The sequence below is a fragment of the Arthrobacter sp. 8AJ genome, assembly GCF_902506025.1.
GTDB lineage: Bacteria > Actinomycetota > Actinomycetes > Actinomycetales > Micrococcaceae > Arthrobacter.
Map to the genome: position 1 here is coordinate 2,884,090 of NZ_LR733289.1, position 18,416 is coordinate 2,902,505.

The 18,416-nt window shown below is 67.7% G+C and carries 16 protein-coding genes; 7 read left to right on the forward strand and 9 right to left on the reverse strand.

Annotation, left to right across the window (positions count from 1 at the left end; translation table 11 throughout):
- Positions 1-3 precede the first annotated feature (3 nt).
- On the reverse strand, positions 4-996 hold the full coding sequence (locus BACI349Y_RS13335) for a stage II sporulation protein M (RefSeq protein ID WP_201302444.1): 993 nt from the start codon (positions 994-996) through the stop codon (positions 4-6).
- An 88-nt stretch (positions 997-1,084) separates the two neighbouring features.
- On the opposite strand from BACI349Y_RS13335, the gene BACI349Y_RS13340 reads away from it, so the two are divergent.
- Complete coding sequence (locus tag BACI349Y_RS13340; RefSeq protein WP_159632509.1) at positions 1,085-1,885, forward strand: RDD family protein; 801 nt, start codon at positions 1,085-1,087, stop codon at positions 1,883-1,885.
- Position 1,886: 1 nt separating this feature from the next.
- On the opposite strand, the gene BACI349Y_RS13345 is transcribed toward BACI349Y_RS13340, so the two are convergent.
- The 4 genes from BACI349Y_RS13345 to BACI349Y_RS13360 all read right to left on the reverse strand — a co-directional run bounded on the left by BACI349Y_RS13345 (position 1,887) and on the right by BACI349Y_RS13360 (position 5,425).
- On the reverse strand, positions 1,887-3,125 hold the full coding sequence (locus BACI349Y_RS13345; protein ID WP_159632510.1) for a L,D-transpeptidase: 1,239 nt from the start codon (positions 3,123-3,125) through the stop codon (positions 1,887-1,889).
- A gap of 64 nt (positions 3,126-3,189) precedes the next feature.
- Positions 3,190-4,656 carry an adenosylhomocysteinase gene (gene ahcY, locus BACI349Y_RS13350; protein ID WP_159632511.1) on the reverse strand — a complete coding sequence of 489 codons (1,467 nt, stop codon included), beginning with the start codon at positions 4,654-4,656 and terminating at the stop codon, positions 3,190-3,192.
- A gap of 75 nt (positions 4,657-4,731) precedes the next feature.
- Positions 4,732-4,959 (reverse strand): Trm112 family protein, encoded by a 228-nt coding sequence (locus BACI349Y_RS13355; protein WP_159632512.1) that lies wholly within the window; start codon positions 4,957-4,959, stop codon positions 4,732-4,734.
- 79 nt (positions 4,960-5,038) lie between these two features.
- A complete protein-coding gene (locus BACI349Y_RS13360; protein ID WP_159632513.1) occupies positions 5,039-5,425 on the reverse strand; it encodes a DUF3499 domain-containing protein in 387 nt (128 codons plus the stop codon).
- A 118-nt stretch (positions 5,426-5,543) separates the two neighbouring features.
- Between BACI349Y_RS13360 and BACI349Y_RS13365 the strand changes: the two genes are divergently transcribed.
- Positions 5,544-6,056 (forward strand): metallopeptidase family protein, encoded by a 513-nt coding sequence (locus BACI349Y_RS13365; RefSeq protein WP_159632514.1) that lies wholly within the window; start codon positions 5,544-5,546, stop codon positions 6,054-6,056.
- 55 nt (positions 6,057-6,111) lie between these two features.
- Here the strand turns inward: BACI349Y_RS13365 and BACI349Y_RS13370 are convergent, their stop codons facing one another.
- The 3 genes from BACI349Y_RS13370 to BACI349Y_RS13380 are packed head-to-tail and all read right to left on the reverse strand — an operon-like array spanning position 6,112 to position 11,796.
- Positions 6,112-7,875 (reverse strand): DUF5719 family protein, encoded by a 1,764-nt coding sequence (locus BACI349Y_RS13370; RefSeq protein WP_159632515.1) that lies wholly within the window; start codon positions 7,873-7,875, stop codon positions 6,112-6,114.
- Positions 7,868-11,233 carry a glycosyltransferase family 2 protein gene (locus tag BACI349Y_RS13375; RefSeq protein ID WP_159632516.1) on the reverse strand — a complete coding sequence of 1,122 codons (3,366 nt, stop codon included), beginning with the start codon at positions 11,231-11,233 and terminating at the stop codon, positions 7,868-7,870. Before BACI349Y_RS13375 ends, BACI349Y_RS13370 begins: the two co-directional genes overlap by 8 nt.
- 29 nt (positions 11,234-11,262) lie before the next feature.
- Positions 11,263-11,796: a WhiB family transcriptional regulator gene (locus BACI349Y_RS13380; protein ID WP_159632517.1), complete on the reverse strand. Its 534-nt coding sequence runs from the start codon at positions 11,794-11,796 to the stop codon at positions 11,263-11,265.
- 389 nt (positions 11,797-12,185) lie between these two features.
- Between BACI349Y_RS13380 and BACI349Y_RS13385 the strand changes: the two genes are divergently transcribed.
- Complete coding sequence (locus tag BACI349Y_RS13385) at positions 12,186-12,887, forward strand: TIGR03089 family protein (RefSeq protein WP_159632518.1); 702 nt, start codon at positions 12,186-12,188, stop codon at positions 12,885-12,887.
- 12 nt (positions 12,888-12,899) lie between these two features.
- Here BACI349Y_RS13385 and BACI349Y_RS13390 read toward each other — a convergent pair whose 3' ends face one another.
- Entirely contained in the window at positions 12,900-13,460 is a 561-nt protein-coding gene (locus tag BACI349Y_RS13390; RefSeq protein WP_159632519.1) for a GtrA family protein, read from the reverse strand.
- Between the two features lie 174 nt (positions 13,461-13,634).
- Between BACI349Y_RS13390 and BACI349Y_RS13395 the strand changes: the two genes are divergently transcribed.
- Genes BACI349Y_RS13395 through manA form a run of 4 tightly spaced genes read left to right on the forward strand, consistent with a single transcriptional unit; the run spans position 13,635 to position 18,356 of the window.
- Entirely contained in the window at positions 13,635-14,831 is a 1,197-nt protein-coding gene (locus BACI349Y_RS13395; protein ID WP_159632520.1) for a 5-(carboxyamino)imidazole ribonucleotide synthase, read from the forward strand.
- Positions 14,828-15,412 (forward strand): 5-(carboxyamino)imidazole ribonucleotide mutase, encoded by a 585-nt coding sequence (purE, locus tag BACI349Y_RS13400; protein WP_159632521.1) that lies wholly within the window; start codon positions 14,828-14,830, stop codon positions 15,410-15,412. The genes BACI349Y_RS13395 and purE overlap by 4 nt, the downstream gene beginning before the upstream one ends.
- A gap of 10 nt (positions 15,413-15,422) precedes the next feature.
- The gene (locus tag BACI349Y_RS13405; RefSeq protein WP_159632522.1) at positions 15,423-17,069 is read left to right on the forward strand and encodes an LCP family protein; all 1,647 of its coding nucleotides are present in this window, start codon (positions 15,423-15,425) and stop codon (positions 17,067-17,069) included.
- Positions 17,070-17,111: 42 nt separating this feature from the next.
- Positions 17,112-18,356 (forward strand): mannose-6-phosphate isomerase, class I, encoded by a 1,245-nt coding sequence (gene manA, locus BACI349Y_RS13410; protein ID WP_159632523.1) that lies wholly within the window; start codon positions 17,112-17,114, stop codon positions 18,354-18,356.
- Positions 18,357-18,416 lie beyond the last annotated feature (60 nt).

Here is an 18,416-nt window from a genome sequence, read left to right on the forward strand (position 1 = left end):
GATTCAGGCAGCGATTTCCGTGTAGCCCGCGTCTTCCCGGCGGAGGTCCCCGCGTTCCCCGGCGAGGAATGCGCGCCTGCCCCACACCAGGACGTAGATCCAGTACGCGGCGAGGACGGCCGCGCCGATGCCGATCCTGGCCCAGGCAGGCAGCGGGCTGGGCGTGACAAAGCCTTCCACCAGCCCCGAGACGAACAGTACGAGGACCAGCCCCAGGGCCACCGTGACCAGCGACCGGCCTTCTTCCGCGACCGCCCGCCCCCTGGTCCGCGGCCCGGGCGAGACCATGGCCCAGAAAATCCGCAGTCCCGCGGCCGAGGCAACAAAGACGGCGGTCAGCTCCATCAGCCCATGCGGCAGGATGTAGCTGAAGAAAACATCCGATTTGCCGACGGACGCGAAGATTCCGGCGGCAATGCCCACTCCCTGGGCATTGCCGAACAGGATCATCGGCACCCAGACCCCGGTGATCCCCAGGGCCACGGCCTGAGCACTGATCCACGCGTTGTTGGTCCATACGGCTCCGGCGAAGGACGCTGCAGGGTTCTCCGAGTAGTAGTTGATGAAGTCCTGCTCCACATACTGGGCGGCATCGGTCTCGGAGGCTACGGCCCGGAGTGCCTCCGGTGACGTCCCGATCCATGCCGCATACGCCGCGGCGATGAGGACGAAGGCTGCTCCACACGCCAGCGTCAGCCAGGTCAGTCGGTACAGCGCAGCCGGCAGTGCCACCACGAAGAACCTGGCAAGGTCAGCCATGGCATTGGACCGTGCACCGGTAAAACGGGTCCTCGCCTGGGCCAGCGTGGCTGAGAGGGATGCCGACAGCCCGCTTTCCGGGGCCACGGAACGGACCAGCGACAGGTGGCCGGACGTCGACTGGTACAGCGCCAGCAGCTCGTCAGACTCGGCGCCGGTGAGCCTGCCTTTTCCCGCGAGCTCCTGCAGCCGCGCCCATTTGTCAGCGTTAACGGCGGCGAAGGCATCCATGTCCACGGCTACAGCCTAGCGCCCGGCATTAGACTTTGACCGTCCGCACCATCGGACGGTCCATACCAGCAGCTGCGAAGGGCGGGGACGCAGTGTGAGCCAGATAATCACCGGCGAGGCAGTAGTACTCGAGCTGCGGCCAGCGAGCTTCGCGGCCCGGGCCCTTGGCCTGGTCATCGACGTCGTCGTCCATGTGGTCCTGCTCGTGCTGATCATGATTGGCCTGTCCGCCGCCGGCGCTGACCTGGACGATGCTGCCGCGCGCGCCCTGGGCCTGGCCGCCGTCGTTTTTTGCCTGGTGGTGGTGCCGGTGGGGGTGGAAACACTCAGCCGGGGCCGGTCGCTCGGCAAACTGGCCACCGGCCTGCGGGTGGTGCGGGAGGACGGGGGCGCCATCCGGTTCCGGCACGCCGTGATCCGCGGGCTGACCGGATTCCTTGAGATTTACCTGACGTTTGGCGGCCTTGCCCTCGCCGTGGCGCTCTTCAACGACAAATCCCGGCGGCTCGGCGACCTGCTCGCCGGCACGTACGCTGTGCGCAGCCGGGTTCCAGCGGACGCGGCCGTCCGGGTTTTCGTGCCGCCGTACCTGCAGTCCTGGGCTGCCGCGGCGGACATTGGGCGCATCCCCGACGCCACGGCGCGCAGGGCCGCCCAGTTTATCCGCCAGGCCGGGCGGATGGCTCCGTTTTCCAGGGCAGGAATGGCCCAGGCGATCGCCGAAGAACTCTCGGCCCATGTGGCACCCGCCCCGCCGCCCGGGACCGGTCCCGATGACTACCTGGCCGCCGTCGTCGCTGAACGCCGGAACAGGGAGTACACCAGGTTGACGCAGTCACGCCGGCGGAACACGGAGACCGGCCAGCGGCTGCAGCGCCTGCCCTTCGCCGAGTGACTTAGTTGTCGTACTCGCTCCAGGGAATGTTCCAGTCGCCATACCCGTCGGTGTTCGCCGCGTAGTCACCCTCTGTGTTGATGATCTGGACGACGTCGCCGGTTCCCATGTTGTCGAACACCCAGGCTGCCCCGTCCGGAAGGAACCCGATGCAGCCGTGGGACACATTGGTGTTCCCGATATACGGATAGGCGGACTCGAGTGCCTGGTGGATGTAGGCGCCGCTCAGCGTGAGGCGGATGGTGTATTCGACGTCGGCCTCACCGTAGTAGGCGGGGTCATCCGGTTTCAGGCCGATGCTCGCAGCCCGGAAGTGGTCGAACCGGTTCTTCTCCATCAGCACCGCGTATCCCTTGGCGGACGGGAAGCGCTTGTCCCCCATGCTGACGGGGAGCGTCTTGACGGGCTGGTCGTTGACGCTCAGCGTGAACGTGTGGGCTGTGGCGTCCGCGATTGCCACCTTCTTGTCCCCAATGTTGACGTTCACCTTCTTATTGAAGTTCGCGATCTGCCCGTTTCCAAGGTCGACGCCGAAGAGCTGCATGTCCATGGTGATGGTGGAGTTCGCCGCCCAGAAGTTTTCGGGCCGGTACCGAACCATGGTGTCGCTGTACCAGTGGAATGCCCCGGCCTGTCCTGCCGTGGTGGTGACCTTGATGGCCTTTTCGACGGCGGCACGGTTGGTCACGGGCTCACTGAAGATGATCTGCAGGGGCTGGCCGACGCCAACCTTCATGCCGTTCAGCGGATAGATGGCGGCGTCCGCCTCATGCGAGCTGGAGACGGTATTGAAGGACTGGGTGGTGCTGGTTTCGCGCCCTGCAGAGTCCTTGACCACGTACGTGTAGCTGTACTCGGTGTTGAACTCCAAGGGAGCCGTGGCGGACCACGACGTCCCACTGGCGTCAATGCTGCCGTCAATGGTCTTCCCGGCGGTGCTGGCGAGGGTGACGCGCTGGATGATCCCGTTGCCTACCTTCAGCGACACTGGGGCGGCGGGATTGACCTGCTTGGCACCGTTGGCCGGGGCCGCGTCAAGCTTGACCGGCGGCACAACGGGCGATGCAATGCCCGGCGATGTCCGCAGTGCGGAGCCTGCCTCGGATTCCAGGGGTCCGCCCGCAAGGCCTGGAGCGACGGCTGCGAAAACCCCGCCAACGGCAGCCAGGACACACACGGCGGCCACGGCAAGGACTTTCTTGGCGCTCCCCCTGCGGCGGGGCTTTACATCAGGCTCCATGTTTTCGATCCTACGTGCAGAAAATAACGGCCCGGGCGCTTGAACGCGCCCGGGCCCTTACGTCTCAGTAACGATAGTGCTCCGGCTTGTAAGGGCCGGCCACATCGATGTCCAGGTACTCCGCCTGGTCCTTGCTCAGCTCGGTGAGCTCCACGCCCAGGGCGTCCAGGTGCAGCCGCGCCACCTTTTCATCCAGGACCTTGGGCAGGACGTAGACCTTGTTCTCATACTCGTGCTGGTCCCGTTTGGTCCACAGCTCGATCTGGGCAATGGTCTGGTTGGCGAAGGAGTTGCTCATGACGAAGGACGGGTGGCCCGTGGCGTTGCCGAGGTTGAGCAGGCGGCCTTCGGACAGGACAATGATGGACCGTTCGGTGGCAGTGCCTTCGTCGAAGACCCACTCGTGGACCTGCGGCTTGATTTCGACCTTTTTGACGCCCGGGATGCGTCCCAGCCCGGCAATGTCGATTTCGTTGTCGAAGTGGCCGATGTTGCCCACGATGGCCTTGTTCTTCATGCCGGCCATGTGCTCGGCCAGGATGACGTCCTTGTTGCCCGTGGTGGTGATGAAGATGTCGCCCTGCGCCAGGACGGATTCCAGCTTGGCCACCTGGTAGCCGTCCATGGCTGCCTGCAGCGCGCAGATGGGGTCGATCTCGGTGACGATCACGCGCGAACCCTGGCCGCGGAGGGCCTCGGCGGCGCCCTTGCCCACGTCGCCATAGCCGCATACGACGGCTACCTTGCCGCCCATGAGCACATCCGTGGCCCGGTTGATGCCGTCGGGCAGGGAGTGGCGGATGCCGTACTTGTTGTCGAACTTGCTCTTGGTCACGGAGTCGTTGACGTTGATGGCGGGGAAGAGCAGCTTGCCCTGGTCGGCCAGCTGGTACAGGCGGTGGACGCCGGTGGTGGTTTCCTCGCTGACGCCCCTGATCGTGGCAGCGGTCCGGGTCCACTTCTTCGCGTCCGCGGCCAGGGAACGGCGCAGCACGTCGAGGAAGATGCCGTATTCCTCCGAATCCTCGGGATCCGCGGAGGGAACGTTGCCAACGGCTTCGAACTCAACACCCTTGTGCACCAGCATGGTGGCGTCGCCGCCGTCGTCCAGGATCATGTTGGGACCGAGCTCGGGGTTGGTCTCAGCTCCGGGCCAGGTGAGGATCTGCTCGGCGGTCCACCAGTATTCCTCAAGGGTTTCGCCCTTCCAGGCGAACACCGGCACGCCCTGCGGATCCTCAACGGTGCCCTTGCCCACCACCACAGCCGCGGCGGCTTCGTCCTGGGTGGAGAAGATGTTGCAGGAGGCCCAGCGGACCTCGGCGCCCAGTGCCGTGAGGGTTTCGATCAGCACGGCGGTCTGCACCGTCATGTGCAGGGAACCGGCAATGCGGGCGCCCTTGAGCGGCTGGGTGGGGCCGAACTCCTCGCGGAGGGACATCAGGCCGGGCATTTCGTGCTCGGCCAGGCGGATCTGGTGCCGGCCGGCTTCCGCCAGGGAGATGTCGGCAACTTTGTAGTCAAAAGTCATGGGTGGTCCTTTGCTTGGTCCGGGTCCTGGTCCAGTCCCCGTGCTGCTGTTTCTGTGCGTGCGGAGGCAGGTGAACTAGTGCCCTGCTGCAGCGGGATCGTGCTGGTCGGAACCTGCCGAGGCTGCTGCAGCCAGCAGCTCCGGAGGCAGCAGCAAAGGGATCCCGTCCTCGATGGCGTACCGGTTCCTGACGCCCGTATCCCCGGCGGCGGTGGCCACCAGCTCCTCCCCCTCCTGGACCAGGGGCGAGCCGGTCACGGGGCAACGCAGGACGGACAACAGCTCGGGACTGATCTTTGGCATTTGTTCATGCTCCCTGGCGGGCGCGCTCGCGCCGGTAGCGGAAAAGATGTGCAGCTTCCAGCCTACCGCCAGATGGGGCTCAGGAAGGTTCCCGGAGGACCCGCAGGTGCCCCCGACGTGCGCCTTCGGTGCCGGCCGGAGCTTCCAGGGCGGAATGGTGTGCCCGCTGGGCAGGCGCCTGGGGCTCCGGAGGGAGGGCTGCGGCGTCGCGAACAGCGTTGGCCAGCGCCAGCAGGTCATCGGGTCCAGGCTGCTGCGGGGTGGACGGCATGGCAAGGCGCAGCACCTCCCAGCCGCGGGGCACCGTCAAAGAATCAGCGTGCTGCTCGCAGAGGTCGTAGCAGTGCGGTTCGGCATAGGTGGCGAGCGGACCCAGGACGGCGGTGGAGTCCGCGTACACGTACGTCAGGGTGGCTACCGCCGACTGGCGGCAGGCAGACCTTGAACATTGACGGATAGCTCCCACGACATCACAGACTACCCCTTCGGCACCCAAAACCCGTGCATTGCGGGCAGGGCCCGACGCGCCCCCGGAGCAGAGGGGATGTATCGCGTAAATGCTCCCCCGGGTTTACAGTCGATGTATGCAGTCATCGAACCATGAATCAGGTTTTTCGGTCCGGTTGGCTGACCCGGATGCCCCCGCGGCATCGGGCGTGGAAACCGCCGGCAGGAGCTTCTCCAGACGGCGCCGGAACCGGCACGGCCGCGGCCTCCGCGGCGAGGTGATGCTGCCCACCCATCCCGGATACCGCACGCGCGCCGACCGCTTCGACGACATGGTGCTGGACTCAGCCCAGCGGCTGCACGACATCTGGGGCAAGACCCTGGACGGCGTACGGTTTGGCGTGGATGAAATCCCGCCGGACCTCGAGCAGCTGGCGGCGAATGCGTCCACGCCACCCATGGGCTCCTACACCCCCGCCGCAGGCGAGGACGGACCCATGATTACGGTGTACCGGCGCGTGGTGGAACAGGCGTGCTCCAGCGTCGAAGAGCTCCAGGACCTGGTCCACGACGTGGTGGTGGAACACACGGCGGAAATGCTTGGCGTGGCACCGGAGACCCTGGATCCCGTGTACCGCCGCCGCTACTGAACCGGCCCCACGCAGAACCCGGACCTCTGCCCCGGCCTTAGGAGCCGGGGCCGCCTTAGTAACCCAGTGTGACCGGCACCGTTTCCTGGCCGGCAGCAGCAGCCAGGAAGGCCAGGGAGGAAACATCGTTGCGGCCATCCTGCCCCACGAGCACCGCTCCATAGGCGGCGTCACCGGAGGCAGAGACCACATAGCCAACGACGTCCGCGCCCTCGGCCTGGGCAGGAATGCTGATGGAGGCCGTGGTGCCGCCCGCTATGTCGGCCGAGGCCGCGGCACGCACCTTTCCGTCAGCCGTGATGGGGGCATAGGTAATGGTGGCCCTGGTATCCAGGACCCCGAACACCAGCTGGCGCTGGCCGCCCTTGGGGACGGGAACCACGTGCTGGCTGCCGAGCCGCACTGCCGATGCCGCCCACGCCACATCCGAGGCTTGTCCCGCCTGGAGCCCGCGGCTCATCCGTGCGCCGGCGAGGAAGGAGACGTCGGATGAGGCGGCTACCGTGTACTGCCCGGCGGGAACCCCGGCCAGCGACACCTCGGTGGTTGAACCGGCTTTTGCGGTGATGACCCCGCCGGAGGGAAGCGCGTGCTGGCCGTCCCGTCCGTACAGCTTGATTTCCACCACAGCATCGGAGGCGCCGGGAACGGTCAGTTCGAGGGCCGGCCCGGCGTCACGGTAGCCGGGCTGTGCCGTCAGGGCAGCGAGTCCGGCGGGGTCCTGGATGTCCACTCCTGTCATCACCTGGCGGACCGCGGGGGCAGTCCCGGGGCTGATGTAGTCCACCCCGCCCGGGGTAAGGCCGCGCAGGAAGCTTTGCTGGATGGAGGCTGCAACCGGTCCACCGGCGCTGCGGACGTGCACGCTGAGCTGGGACTCGTTGGGTGCGAGGCCGGCGAGGACTACGCTGCGTGTGGTGCCGGGTGCCACCAGCAGGCCCCGGCTGCCGGGCGCCTGGATTTGGCCGCCCGAACCGAACAGTTCAAGGCTCACCGTGGCTGGTGTGCTGGAGGCATTGGTCAGCGCGAGGATGGAGGTGCGGCCAACCGTGGTGCTGGCACCCGCCAGCCATTGGTCGTTCGAGGGTTGCACGCAGGTAGCCGCAGCACTGCCCTGCAGGTCGCCGTCGGTGGCCGTGTATTTCATGGCGCCCGCGGCGGACGCATTCTGGTTTGCCACGGCGTTGGCGCTCAGGACGTTCACCTGGTCCACGGTGCGGTCCGCCACCACTGCGGCACGGAGCTCCTGGGGGGCTCCGGGGGTGGGCGCCGGACCCGGGTCCTTGGCGATGTCGACGGCGGCTGTCCCATCCAGGTGCGCCAGCCGGCTCCCCGGCAACACACCTCCGGCGCTGAGCACTGCCGCACTGACCCGGGTTGCCGCAGTGGCCGACTCGGGCCGGAACTGGGCATCGGTGCCGGCCTCGGTGCCCTCCAGCAGCCGTGCAGGGCCCGGGCACACGCCGAGGCTGGCCCCCGCGGGAACAGCGGCTTCGGCCGCCGGTACCGTCCGGCTGGAGGCGGGCTCCGGCATCAGCGATCCGGCGGCCACTACAGCTCCGCCGCCGGCAAGAATCAGGACGCCTGCCGCCACTCCGGCGACGGAAGCGGCACGGCCCTTCCCGCCCGGCATGCGCGTGGAGCCGCGGCCGGACGGTTTCCGGCCCTGCCCGGCTCCGGTTTCCGCTACGGCAGGCTCAACGGCGGAAGCGGGTTTCCCTGCCGGTGCCGGCTGTTCAGCGGGCAGCGACGGTTCGGCAGCATCCGGTGCGCCGGCGCCTGCCCCCGCCTTGGCAGCCGGTGGGGTGTGCTCATGCATGTTGGTGTTCCTTACGCAGGGAGCCCTCGTCCCGTGAGAGGCCGGTCCGCGGCCGCCGGGCGGGCATGGGGATTGCGAGGATGACGGTGAGCCCTATCACCACGATTTGGCCGGCAGCAGCCCAGAACGACCACGGGTTCTCGTAGCGGACCGTCAACTGGCCGGCGGTTGCGGGAAGGGTGAAGGCCTGCGCCCAGCCGGAGGTGGTGGAGGTCAGCTTGCGCCCGTCGAGCCAGGCGCTCCACCCGGGATCCGCCCGCTCGGCAAGCACTGCCAGGCGGCCTTCGGGGCCCGCGGGGACAGCTGCATCGACGTCGTCGGTGCCGGAAGCGACCAGCGCTGTGGCCGAACCGCCGGCGTCAACAATACGGACACGGTGGGCCACGTCGGCAGCCTGGAGGTTCCGCTGGTTCAGCGGGCTGATCCGCCACAGCCAGCCGACGTCGGTCTGCCCCACGGCCACCAGGCCGGGGACTGCGTCCATCCGGCTTGCGGTCAACTGGGCTGCGGTATCCGCGGAGCGGAGCACCACGAAGCCAACACCGAGCTGTTCGAGGTCGGAACGGGGATCCACGCCCTGCCCCGCAACCATGGTGGCGACAACGCGTCGGACGGCTGCGGTGACATCGTCGTCGTCGCGCACTTTTTCAGCACCGGGGGCACCGACGATGTTTCGGGCTGAGGCGATGGCGGAGAGGCTGTCCAGCGTGGTGCCGGACCCGCGCATCAGCGATGCGCTGAAGGTGCCGTCGTCTCCGGTGCTGAGCAGGAGGGTGCGCGTCTGTTCCGGACCGGTTCCGCGGTCGATGGCGGTGGCGGGAAGGGAGCGTCCGGTCGCGGCCTCCACCAGTCGCGCAGCACCCAGCGCTCCCCCGTTCCCGGACACCGCCGCGGATGGAGCGGGTGGGCCTGCCTGGGCTGCGGGTGCGGCAGTGGTGGCCGGACGCAGCAGGTTCTGCGCGGACCAGGCGGCCATGCCTGCCAGCGGCCCGGCCAGCAGTACCACCAGGCCGAGCGCCAGGACGGTGCGGGCCGCCGTCGCGGTCTTCGCGCCATCGCCGGAGGCCCGGTCGGCCGCGGACAGCAGTTGTTCGGCACCGAGGAGGGCTGCAGCCAGGAGGGCAAAGGATGCGGCGGACACTGAGGGTCCGGGGAATGGCGTCACCATGACATCAGCGCTCAGCCCTGTGGCAACGTGGCCTGCCAGCCATCCACCGGCCAGGGCGACGATGGAGCCGGTCCAGAACCATCTGGCTGTCCGGGCGCGGCGTCCGGCGCTGAAGAGTCCCACAATGGCAAGGAGCACCACCGGCCCTGCAATGAGCACGGCCAGCAGCAGGGCCCAGGGCACGGTCCCGCCCGTGAAGACCGCCAGTCCCTGGAGGCCGCCGGCGGGGTCGAATGACAGGGGCTGGCCCAGGATCTGCTGCCACAGCGGAGCGGCGTCGAATCCCAGTGGGAGTCCCGGGTCGGCCAGGAGTGCACGCGGCCTGTCGAGTGTGGACAGTGCAAAGGGGACAACCAGGGCTGCGCTGGGCAGCAGCGCCCACCACACTGTCCGTCCGCGCCGTCCCAGCAGGAGGCCGCACAGCACAATGACCACGGTAGCGGGGATGAGCAGGGAGGGGGCCGACGCGGTGGTGACCGCCAGCGCCAGGCCGGCAGCTGCGGCCGCTGTCCACGACGGCACTCCGTTGATGCCCGCCTTGGCCGGGAGTTGCTCGCCAGCCGGATAGATGGACGCCGCGGTGGCGCTGAACCGTCCGTGTCCAATGGCCGATCCCGTAGCGCGCAGCAGGCCCAGGACCACCAGCGGCAGCATGATGTGCGCGATCAACGCCCCTGCCCGGCCCTGGTTCAGCGCGGCCTGGAGCGCCGGTGCGGCGGCCCAGAAGATCGCGGCCGCGAAACGGAGCCGGCGGCGTTCGGTCACCCCGCCCGCGGCGAACCACGCGGTGAGTCCGGACAGCGGGGCACCGAGCAGAAGCAGCCAGGCCATGGCGGCGTTGGCATCGCCTCCGCCGGCGAGGCCGATGACCCACAGGACATAGTCGAAGGGATCGCCGCGGCCGGGAAGGCCCGCACCCAGGCTGATCCACCAGCTGTTGGCGTTGTGCCAGATGTCCCCCAGCCCCGCAGACACGGGGATCAGGGCGCCGCCGGTGACAGCCCGGGCCCGGAACAGTCCTGCCAGCGCCAGCAGCGAGGCCACTGATGCGATGATGACGGCGGCCAGGGCACCGTTGCCCACCCAGCCGCGCTTGCTGGTGGCGAGGGCGGCGAAGTCGTCCGCGGCGTCGCCGGTGGGCTGGTGCGCGAGCGGATCCTGCACGAGGTGGTCGGCGCCCGACCCGTCGGATCCCAGCGCCTCCATCAAGGACCGGCGGTGGCTCCACACCTCACGGCGCGGAGTCTGGAGTTTGCGGATGACGGAGCGGCGGATGCGCCGCGTACGTTTGGCTGCCCGCCGGGCCTTGGCCACGGCCCTGGGCCGGCCCAGGGCGGCGGACGTGGCAAGAAGCTGGGAGATGCCGTGGCCGGGGTCTTTGACCACGATGCTCAGGACCAGCTTGAAGAGGCTGCCGAGCAATGCGCCGAGGCCATGGATGGGAACCATCCACAGCGGACTGTGCTTCAGGCGCAGGTGGACCTGCGCCTTGCGGGCTGCGGACGGGTTGCCCAGGGCGTGCGGCCGGTGCGCCACATGGAACATTCTTGCGGCAGGCACCACCACCACGCGGTGTCCTGCCAGGCGGTTCCGCCAGCAGAAGTCGACGTCGTCGCCGCTGCCCGGGAGGGCGGGATCGAAACCGCCCAGGTGTTCCCAGACGTCGCGGCGGACCAGCATGCCGGCGGAATTCACGGCGAAGGTGTCGGTGCGTCCGTCGTACTGGCCCTGGTCCATCTCATCGGCGTCGATGAGGGTAAGCCGCTCGGCCCACCTGCTGGTGGAAAGGCCCACGTCCATGAGTTTCCGCGGGGAATGCCAGTCCAGTTGCTTGCAGCCGGCAACAGTCACCGAGGGTGCGCGCTCCACGGCGCCCAGAAGTTCCGCGAGGGCTTCGGGCGCGGGCGCGGCGTCGTCGTGCAGCAGCCAGATCCACTCCGTGCGGCCACCGTCAGCGTTTCCGTCGAAGGGCACCAGCGCTGAAAGCGCGGCGGAGACGGCGGCACCCATGCCGCCTTTGCCCCGGGGTTGGCTGACAACGGCGGCGTCGCCCAGGGCCTCCCTGAGGAGGCTGCAGGAATCGTCGCCGGAGCCGGCGTCGACGCCAACGGCACGGTCAGCCGGGCGGGTTTGGGCCGCCAGGGCTGAAAGGGTTCTGGGCAGATAGGCACTGCCGTTGTGGGCAACCACAACGGCAGTGACATGGACATCCTGAAGAATTAGATTGCTCGCTTCCTTAGCCGCCGGCGCTCACGCTCGGAAAGGCCTCCCCAGATACCGAACCGTTCGTCATTGGCCAACGCGTACTCAAGGCACTGGGACCTCACGTTGCAGGCGCCGCAAACCTTCTTGGCATCGCGGGTGGAGCCGCCCTTTTCGGGGAAGAAGGCTTCCGGATCCGTCTGTGCGCACAGAGCGTCCGTCTGCCAGCCCAGTTCGCCTTCGTCGTCGAAGTCCTGTTGGAGCGGCAGCCCGATCCAGACCGGCTGGGCCGTCCCGGCGGCAGCAATTTCCATGGGCGGATCGAGGTCGTCTTCCGGCTCCGCGCCGCCGTCCAGGAGGGCTTCATGCGCTGCAAGGAACGCCGTAGCCTGGTCTTCGAGGACGCTGGTGGAATTCCTGTTGTACCGCTCCGCAGCATCAGGATCGGCGGGATCCACGTACCAATCGCTGGGCACCCCCCGCGCACGGTACTTTGCCGTTGCCTGACCGGCCACGACGGCATCTTCCTGGATACGCTCTGCTTGCCCCACGGCGACCCTCCTGATGTTTCAGCCACTGCCTGGATACGTGGACACTCGGTTGTGTGCCGGTATTTACGCAATTGCTTTAGTTACCTAATTACACGTGTGTAACTAGGGCTAGTCAAGCCGTTGCCGGGATAATAGACAGTCCCGCTTCAGAAGCTTGCGCACGCCACGCCCGGGATTTTTCCCGGCCCCGGCGTGGCGTGGACGGCAGCCCGGCCTCCAGGGCCCAAAACCCCTCAAAAACACAAGGCTGGCGGGGAAAATACCCGGTCTTCGCGGAAATAGCAAGCACGCTTAGCAACCATGGTGATTAACATCACTTAAGGCTGCGTGCGAAGAAAAGGCAGCTGCCGCCGGATGACCGGGGCAAACCGGAGTGGCAGGATGAACCCATGACGACAACCCCCGCAATCGACCTGATGGGCACCCTTCGCTCGGGCAACTCCACGGCCCCACGCCTCACGTGGTACGGCCCAGACTCGGAGCGGGTGGAATTGTCCGGACGGGTCCTGGACAACTGGGTGGCAAAGACCAGCAACCTGCTGCAGGACGAACTGGATGCGGAGCCGGGCATGCGGCTGCGGCTTGCCCTTCCGGCGCACTGGAAAGCCATGGTGTGGGCGCTGGCCGGCTGGCAGCTTGGCCTGGAAACAGTATTCGACGGCGGCCCGGCCGACTTCCTCGCCACAGACGATCCCGCTGCGGCCACCGGGCAGCATGACGCTGTCATCGCCGTGGCGCTCCCCGCCCTCGCCATGCGGTGGGCCGGCGGTCTTCCCGCGGGTTGGATCGACTACGCGGCCGAAGTGCGTTCCCACGGGGACGTGTTCATGCCGCACACCGATCCGGATCCGGCAGGCTGCGCCCTCCGGACCGCCGACGGGAATGCCATCCCCCACCGGGACTTGTTGACCGGTTTTGCCCTGCAGCATGAGGAGGGCGCCAGGGTTCATATCCCCGCAGACCGGGGACTCGAATCAGCGTTGTCCAGTGCGCTGGGTGCCTGGCTGCGGGACGGGTCGGTGGTGCTGACCCATCCCGAGGTGGCCCTCACTGACAAACTGCGCGCGGACGAACGCATCCACGGCAGCTAGCAGTGCTGAACGCTAGGCCTGCGGGCCGCCGTCGGCGGAAGTGGGCGCCGGACGCTCCGCCGCGCGTGCGGGCTCGCGGTGCGGGTGGGCTTCGATGATTTCGTGGTCGTGGGAGAATTCCGGCTCCTGGTCCAGTTCCTGGTTGAAGACCAGGAACCGGTACGCGAAGAAGCGGACAACCGTGGCCACCAGGATGCCGGCCACGCCCGCCAGGAACAGCAGGTTCTTGTCGTCGATTCCCATCCAGTACTTGGCCAGTGCCGTAAATCCGGTGGAGATGCCGATGCCAATGCCGTTGATGATGACGAACATGATGAACTCGCGGAGCACGTTGGCCTGCCGGCGGTGCCGGAAGGTCCAGAAGCGGTTTGCCACCCACGAGAAGACCGTGGCAACGGTCGCGCCCACGAATCGCGCCTTCGCCTCGCTGTCCGACATGGGGCCGTGCATCAGGTAATAGGTCAGGCCGTTGTCAATGACGAACGCCACACCGCCCACCGCACCGAACTTGGCCACCTCGCGCCAGAAGAGTGAGGCGAGCCCCCGGATACGATCTGCAAGTGCACTAAACATGACCCTCCATGGCCGCGACGAACTGTGGGCCACTCGGCCAAAGGTCCATTTTAGCCCCCAAAGCTTTGAGCCGCCCCGCAGAAGCAGGTGACCTTTGTCCCGCCCGTGGAAAATACCGTTCACCCGCCGGGCCGTAAAAGCGGGATCGGGCCCGTCTTCGGTAGGCTGGCAGATGTGACTTTTCCAGTGATAGGCGTGGTTGGCGGCGGCCAGCTCGCGCGAATGATGGCCCCTGCCGCTACAGCACTCGGCTTTGAACTGCGTGTCCTCGCCGAAGGTGAGGACGTTTCGGCAGTGTCGGCCGTCCCCGCCACACCGGTGGGCGATTACAAGGACCTGCAGACACTCCTGGACTTCGCAGAAGGCCTGGATGTCATGACGTTCGACCACGAGCACGTGCCGACGGACCACCTCCGCGCCCTGCAGGATGCCGGAGTCAACGTCCAGCCCGGACCGGATGCCCTGGTCCATGCCCAGGACAAGCTGGTCATGCGGGCCGCCATCGACCGGCTGGAACTGCCCAATCCCGCGTGGGCGTCCGTGGCGGACGTTGACGCGCTGGTCCGCTTCGGCGACGAAACAGGCTGGCCCGTCGTGCTGAAAACCCCCCGGGGCGGCTACGACGGCAAGGGTGTGCGGATCGTCGCCTCAGCGGAAGAGGCCGCGGAAGCCGCCGACTGGTTTGCCGCCATGTGTCCCCTGCTGGCCGAGGCGAAGGTCGAGTTCACCCGCGAACTCTCCGCCCTCGTGGCCCGCACCCCCGACGGCGAGGCCCGCGCCTGGCCCGTGGTCCACACCATCCAGGTGGACGGCGTCTGCGACGAGGTGATCGCACCCGCGCTGGACATCCCGCTGGAGGTTGCTGCCGCAGCTGAGGACGCAGCATTGCGCATCGCCGCCGAGCTTGACGTCACCGGCGTCCTTGCCGTGGAACTGTTCGAAACCCCGGGCATGGGGGCCGGCTTCCTGATCAACGAACTGGCCATGCGCCCACACAACACCGGCCACTGGACCCAGGACGGTTCCATCACCAGCCAGTTCGAACAGCACCTCCGCGCAGTCCTGAACCTGCCGTTGGGTGCCACCGACGCGCTGGCACCCGTAACCGTGATGAAGAACTTCCTGGGCGGAGACAACCAGGATCTGTACTCCGCCTACCCCATGGCGCTGGCCACCGAACCCGCTGCCAAGGTGCACTGCTACGGCAAGTCGGTGCGGCCCGGGCGCAAGATCGGCCACGTCAACCTGATGGGCAGTTCGACGACGGAAGTGGACTCCGTCCGCCGCCGGGCCACGGCCGTGGCGGGCATCATCCGCGACGGGCGGGTTACCACCGAAGAACCTTCCGCAATTTTCGAGGAGAACGCATGAGCGCCGAAGCCACCCCCGCCGCCGGTTCCGCCGCTGGCCCCCTGGTGGGCCTGGTCATGGGCTCCGACTCTGACTGGCCGGTCATGGAGGCTGCGGCGGACGCCCTGGCCGAATTCGGCATCCCCTTTGAAGCGGACGTCGTCTCCGCCCACCGGATGCCCACCGAGATGATCCGGTACGGCCAAACCGCGCACGAGCGCGGGCTGCGCGTCATCATCGCCGGTGCCGGCGGCGCGGCCCACCTGCCGGGCATGCTTGCCAGCGTCACGCCCCTGCCGGTGATCGGGGTTCCCGTTCCCCTGAAGACCCTCGACGGGATGGACTCCCTGCTCTCCATCGTCCAGATGCCGGCAGGCGTGCCGGTGGCCACGGTCTCCATCGCCGGTGCCCGCAACGCAGGGCTCCTGGCCGTGCGGATGCTGGCGTCCGGCACCGATGAACTTGCCGCGTCCCTGCGCTCCGATCTCCTCGACTTCGCCGCGGACCTGAACGCCGTCGCCACCCGCAAGGGCGCGAACCTGCGGCAGAAAGTCAGCGAAGTCTTCCCCGGCGGCTCCAGCGCCCTTCGGGGCAGCCGTTAGGGCGCCGGGCATGGCCAGCAGCAGCGTTCTCAATACCGGCTCCGGTCCGTCACTGACGGACCCGGTCCGCTATCCGGTCAGCGCTTCTCCCGCAGTCAGGACCAAGCGTGCCTTCGTCCTGGTCCTGCTGACCCTCCTGGTACCGGGCAGCGCCCAACTCGTGGCGGGCGACAGGAAGCTGGGACGGACAGCCCTGCGGGTAACGCTCTGCGTGTGGGCACTCCTGCTGCTGGCAATGGTTCTCTTGCTGGTCAACCGGAGCCTGGTCATCAGCATCGCCACCAACCCGGTCACCTCGCTGCTGCTGGTGGTGGTGATGTCGGCGCTGGCCCTCGGCTGGGCCCTCCTGTTCCTGAATACCCTGCGCCTCATCCGCCCTGTCCTGCTGGCACCGCGGGCCCGACCCGCCGTCGGCATAGCCCTGGTGGTGGCCCTGGTCCTGGGCAGTGGCTCCATGGGGTATGCCGCCTACCTGCTGAACGTAGGCCGCAACGCCATCGGCAACATCTTTTCGTCCGGTCCCGCCATCGAACCGGTGGACGGGCGCTACAACTTCCTCATGATGGGCGGCGACGCCGGCGACGACCGCACGGGCCGCCGGCCGGACAGCCTGTCCATCCTGAGCGTGGACGCCCAAACGGGCCAGACCGCCATTATTTCCGTCCCCAGGAACTTCCAGAACGCCCAGTTCAGCGAAAACTCCCCCATGCGGGCCCTCTATCCCGACGGCTACGACTGCGGCGACGAGTGCCTGATCAACGCCATCAACACCGAGGTCACCAACGAGCACGCGGACCTCTATCCCGGTGTGGCGGACCCCGGAGCGCAGGCAACCATGGAAGCCGTTTCCGGAACGCTGGGCATGAAAATCCAGGCTTACGTGCTCGTTGACATGGAGGGGTTCTCCACCCTGATCGACGCCATGGGAGGCATCCGGATCAAGGCCGGCGCCTGGGTTCCCATGAGCGGCTACTTCGACGAGGCCACCAAGACCCACGGGATGCCCCTCGGGTGGATTCCGGCCGGGGACCAGACGCTCAACGGCGCCCAGGCCCTCTGGTACGGACGCTCGCGCGAGTACGTGGATGACTACTCCCGCATCCAGCGCCAGCAGTGCGTGCAGCAGGCAATGCTGAAACAGCTTGACCCCGCCACCCTGCTGTCCAAGTTCGAGGACATCGCCGGCGCGGGAACCAAGGTGGTGGAATCAAACATCTCTTCCGCCCAGCTGGGCAGTTTCCTGGACCTCGCGATCAAGGCGCGGGGCAAGGACGTCAAACGGCTGACCATCGGCCCTCCGGACTTCGATGCGTCGTTCTCCACGAACCCCGACTTCGACCAGATCCACGAACGGGTGGACCAGCTGCTGGCATCCGCATCCGCCAAGGGTGCACAGTCGGCAGGAATTCCCGACGACGGCACGGCAGTTCCGCAGGCAGGCGCCGGACACGTCCAGGCGGCCGGGGCTGTCCCCGCCACCCTGCCCGCCGCGGGCAGCGCTGTCCGGCAGCCCTCGCCGTCGGACTTCACGCCGGTGACCACCACACCCGACGGCGAGCCGATCACCGAAGAGATGCTGACCCAGCTCAAGCTGGAGGGCAACGAGGAGGCCATCCGCCAACTCGTAGCCACCAACGGTCAGTGCGCCCCGCTCTAGGGCCCACCCATCAGCTCCCACCCATCAAGGAACGGAACGGTTTTGTACGAGATTGACAACGTCCTGCGGGACTACGCCTGGGGTTCGACGACGGCGATCGCGTCGCTGCTGGGCCGTCCCGAGTCGGGGCGCCCGGAGGCCGAACTGTGGATCGGCGCGCACCCTGACTCGCCGTCCGTGGCGCACCTGCCGGAGGACGGGACCCGGAGCCCGCTGGATTCCCTGATCTCCTCCGACCCCGAACATTTCCTGGGCGCGGAATCCGTGGCGGCCTTTGGCCCCCGGCTGCCGTTCCTGGCCAAGATCCTTGCGGCCGCGCAGCCGCTCTCCCTCCAGGTCCACCCGAGCCTGGACCAGGCCCGGGAAGGATTCGCCCGGGAAAACGCAGCCGGGCTGGATGCCCATGCCCCCAACCGGAACTACAAGGATGACAACCACAAGCCCGAGATGATCTTCGCGCTCACGCCGTTCGAGGCATTGTGCGGATTCCGGCCGGCGGCCGAGACCCGAAAGATCCTGCAGCACGTTGCGGCTGCCTTCCCCGCGGGCGGCCAGTCCCCGGAGCTGGTCCAGGCCCTGATCGAGGATCTTGCCGCCCCGGATGAAAGCGCAGGACTGCGCCGGGCCTTTGAACGGCTGATCGCCGGCGGCCAGGGCGTGGCAGAGGACACCGCCCTGGTGGTGGCAGCCCTCCTGTCCGGGGCACCGCTTGAGCCCTACCAGGCCGAGCTGGGCACTGTCATCAGCCTCAACGAAAAGTATCCCGGCGATCCCGGCGTGCTGATCTCACTGCTGCTGAACCGGATCTCCCTGAAGCCCGGTGAGGCGGTCTACCTTCCCGCCGGAAACGTGCACGCCTACCTGCACGGGCTGGGTGTGGAGGTCATGGCGTCCTCCGACAACGTCCTGCGCGGCGGCCTGACGCCCAAATTCGTGGACGTCCCGGAACTCCTGAACACCATCGATTTCCATCCTGTGGCTGTTCCGATGCTCGGCGCGGAAAAGACGGTGATGGACCAGGAACTGTTCCGTCCCCCGTTCGGGGAGTTCCAGCTGCAGCGCATCGAACTGGGGCAGGACGCCGCTCCGGTCCCGCTGGCGCAGGCAGGCGCGGCAGTGGTCATTGTGGTGGCCGGCGCCGTCTACCTCGACTCCCCCAAGGGCGACCTGGAACTCGCACAGGGCGGCAGCGCGTTCATCGCCGCGGCCGAGGCGCCGGTCAACGTCCACCGGGTTGCCGGCAGCACCGGGGCTGCGCTGGCCTTCGCCGTGACCACTGGTCTCTAGCACTTCCGGCAGCCCGCAACAGCAAAAGGGCGGCTGCGGCACTTTCGTAAGTGCCGCGGC

Bases quoted from the DNA above. Each gene is read 5' to 3' on its own strand.
- BACI349Y_RS13355 (WP_159632512.1), bottom strand. From the start codon at position 4,959: ATGCCAAAGATCAGTCCCGAGCTGTTGTCCGTCCTGCGTTGCCCCGTG.
- BACI349Y_RS13405 (WP_159632522.1), top strand. From the start codon at position 15,423: ATGGCCAGCAGCAGCGTTCTCAATACCGGCTCCGGTCCGTCACTGACG.
- BACI349Y_RS13385 (WP_159632518.1), top strand. From the start codon at position 12,186: ATGACGACAACCCCCGCAATCGACCTGATGGGCACCCTTCGCTCGGGC.
- purE (WP_159632521.1), top strand. From the start codon at position 14,828: ATGAGCGCCGAAGCCACCCCCGCCGCCGGTTCCGCCGCTGGCCCCCTG.
- BACI349Y_RS13370 (WP_159632515.1), bottom strand. From the start codon at position 7,875: ATGCATGAGCACACCCCACCGGCTGCCAAGGCGGGGGCAGGCGCCGGC.
- ahcY (WP_159632511.1), bottom strand. From the start codon at position 4,656: ATGACTTTTGACTACAAAGTTGCCGACATCTCCCTGGCGGAAGCCGGC.
- BACI349Y_RS13365 (WP_159632514.1), top strand. From the start codon at position 5,544: ATGCAGTCATCGAACCATGAATCAGGTTTTTCGGTCCGGTTGGCTGAC.
- BACI349Y_RS13390 (WP_159632519.1), bottom strand. From the start codon at position 13,460: ATGTTTAGTGCACTTGCAGATCGTATCCGGGGGCTCGCCTCACTCTTC.
- BACI349Y_RS13345 (WP_159632510.1), bottom strand. From the start codon at position 3,125: ATGGAGCCTGATGTAAAGCCCCGCCGCAGGGGGAGCGCCAAGAAAGTC.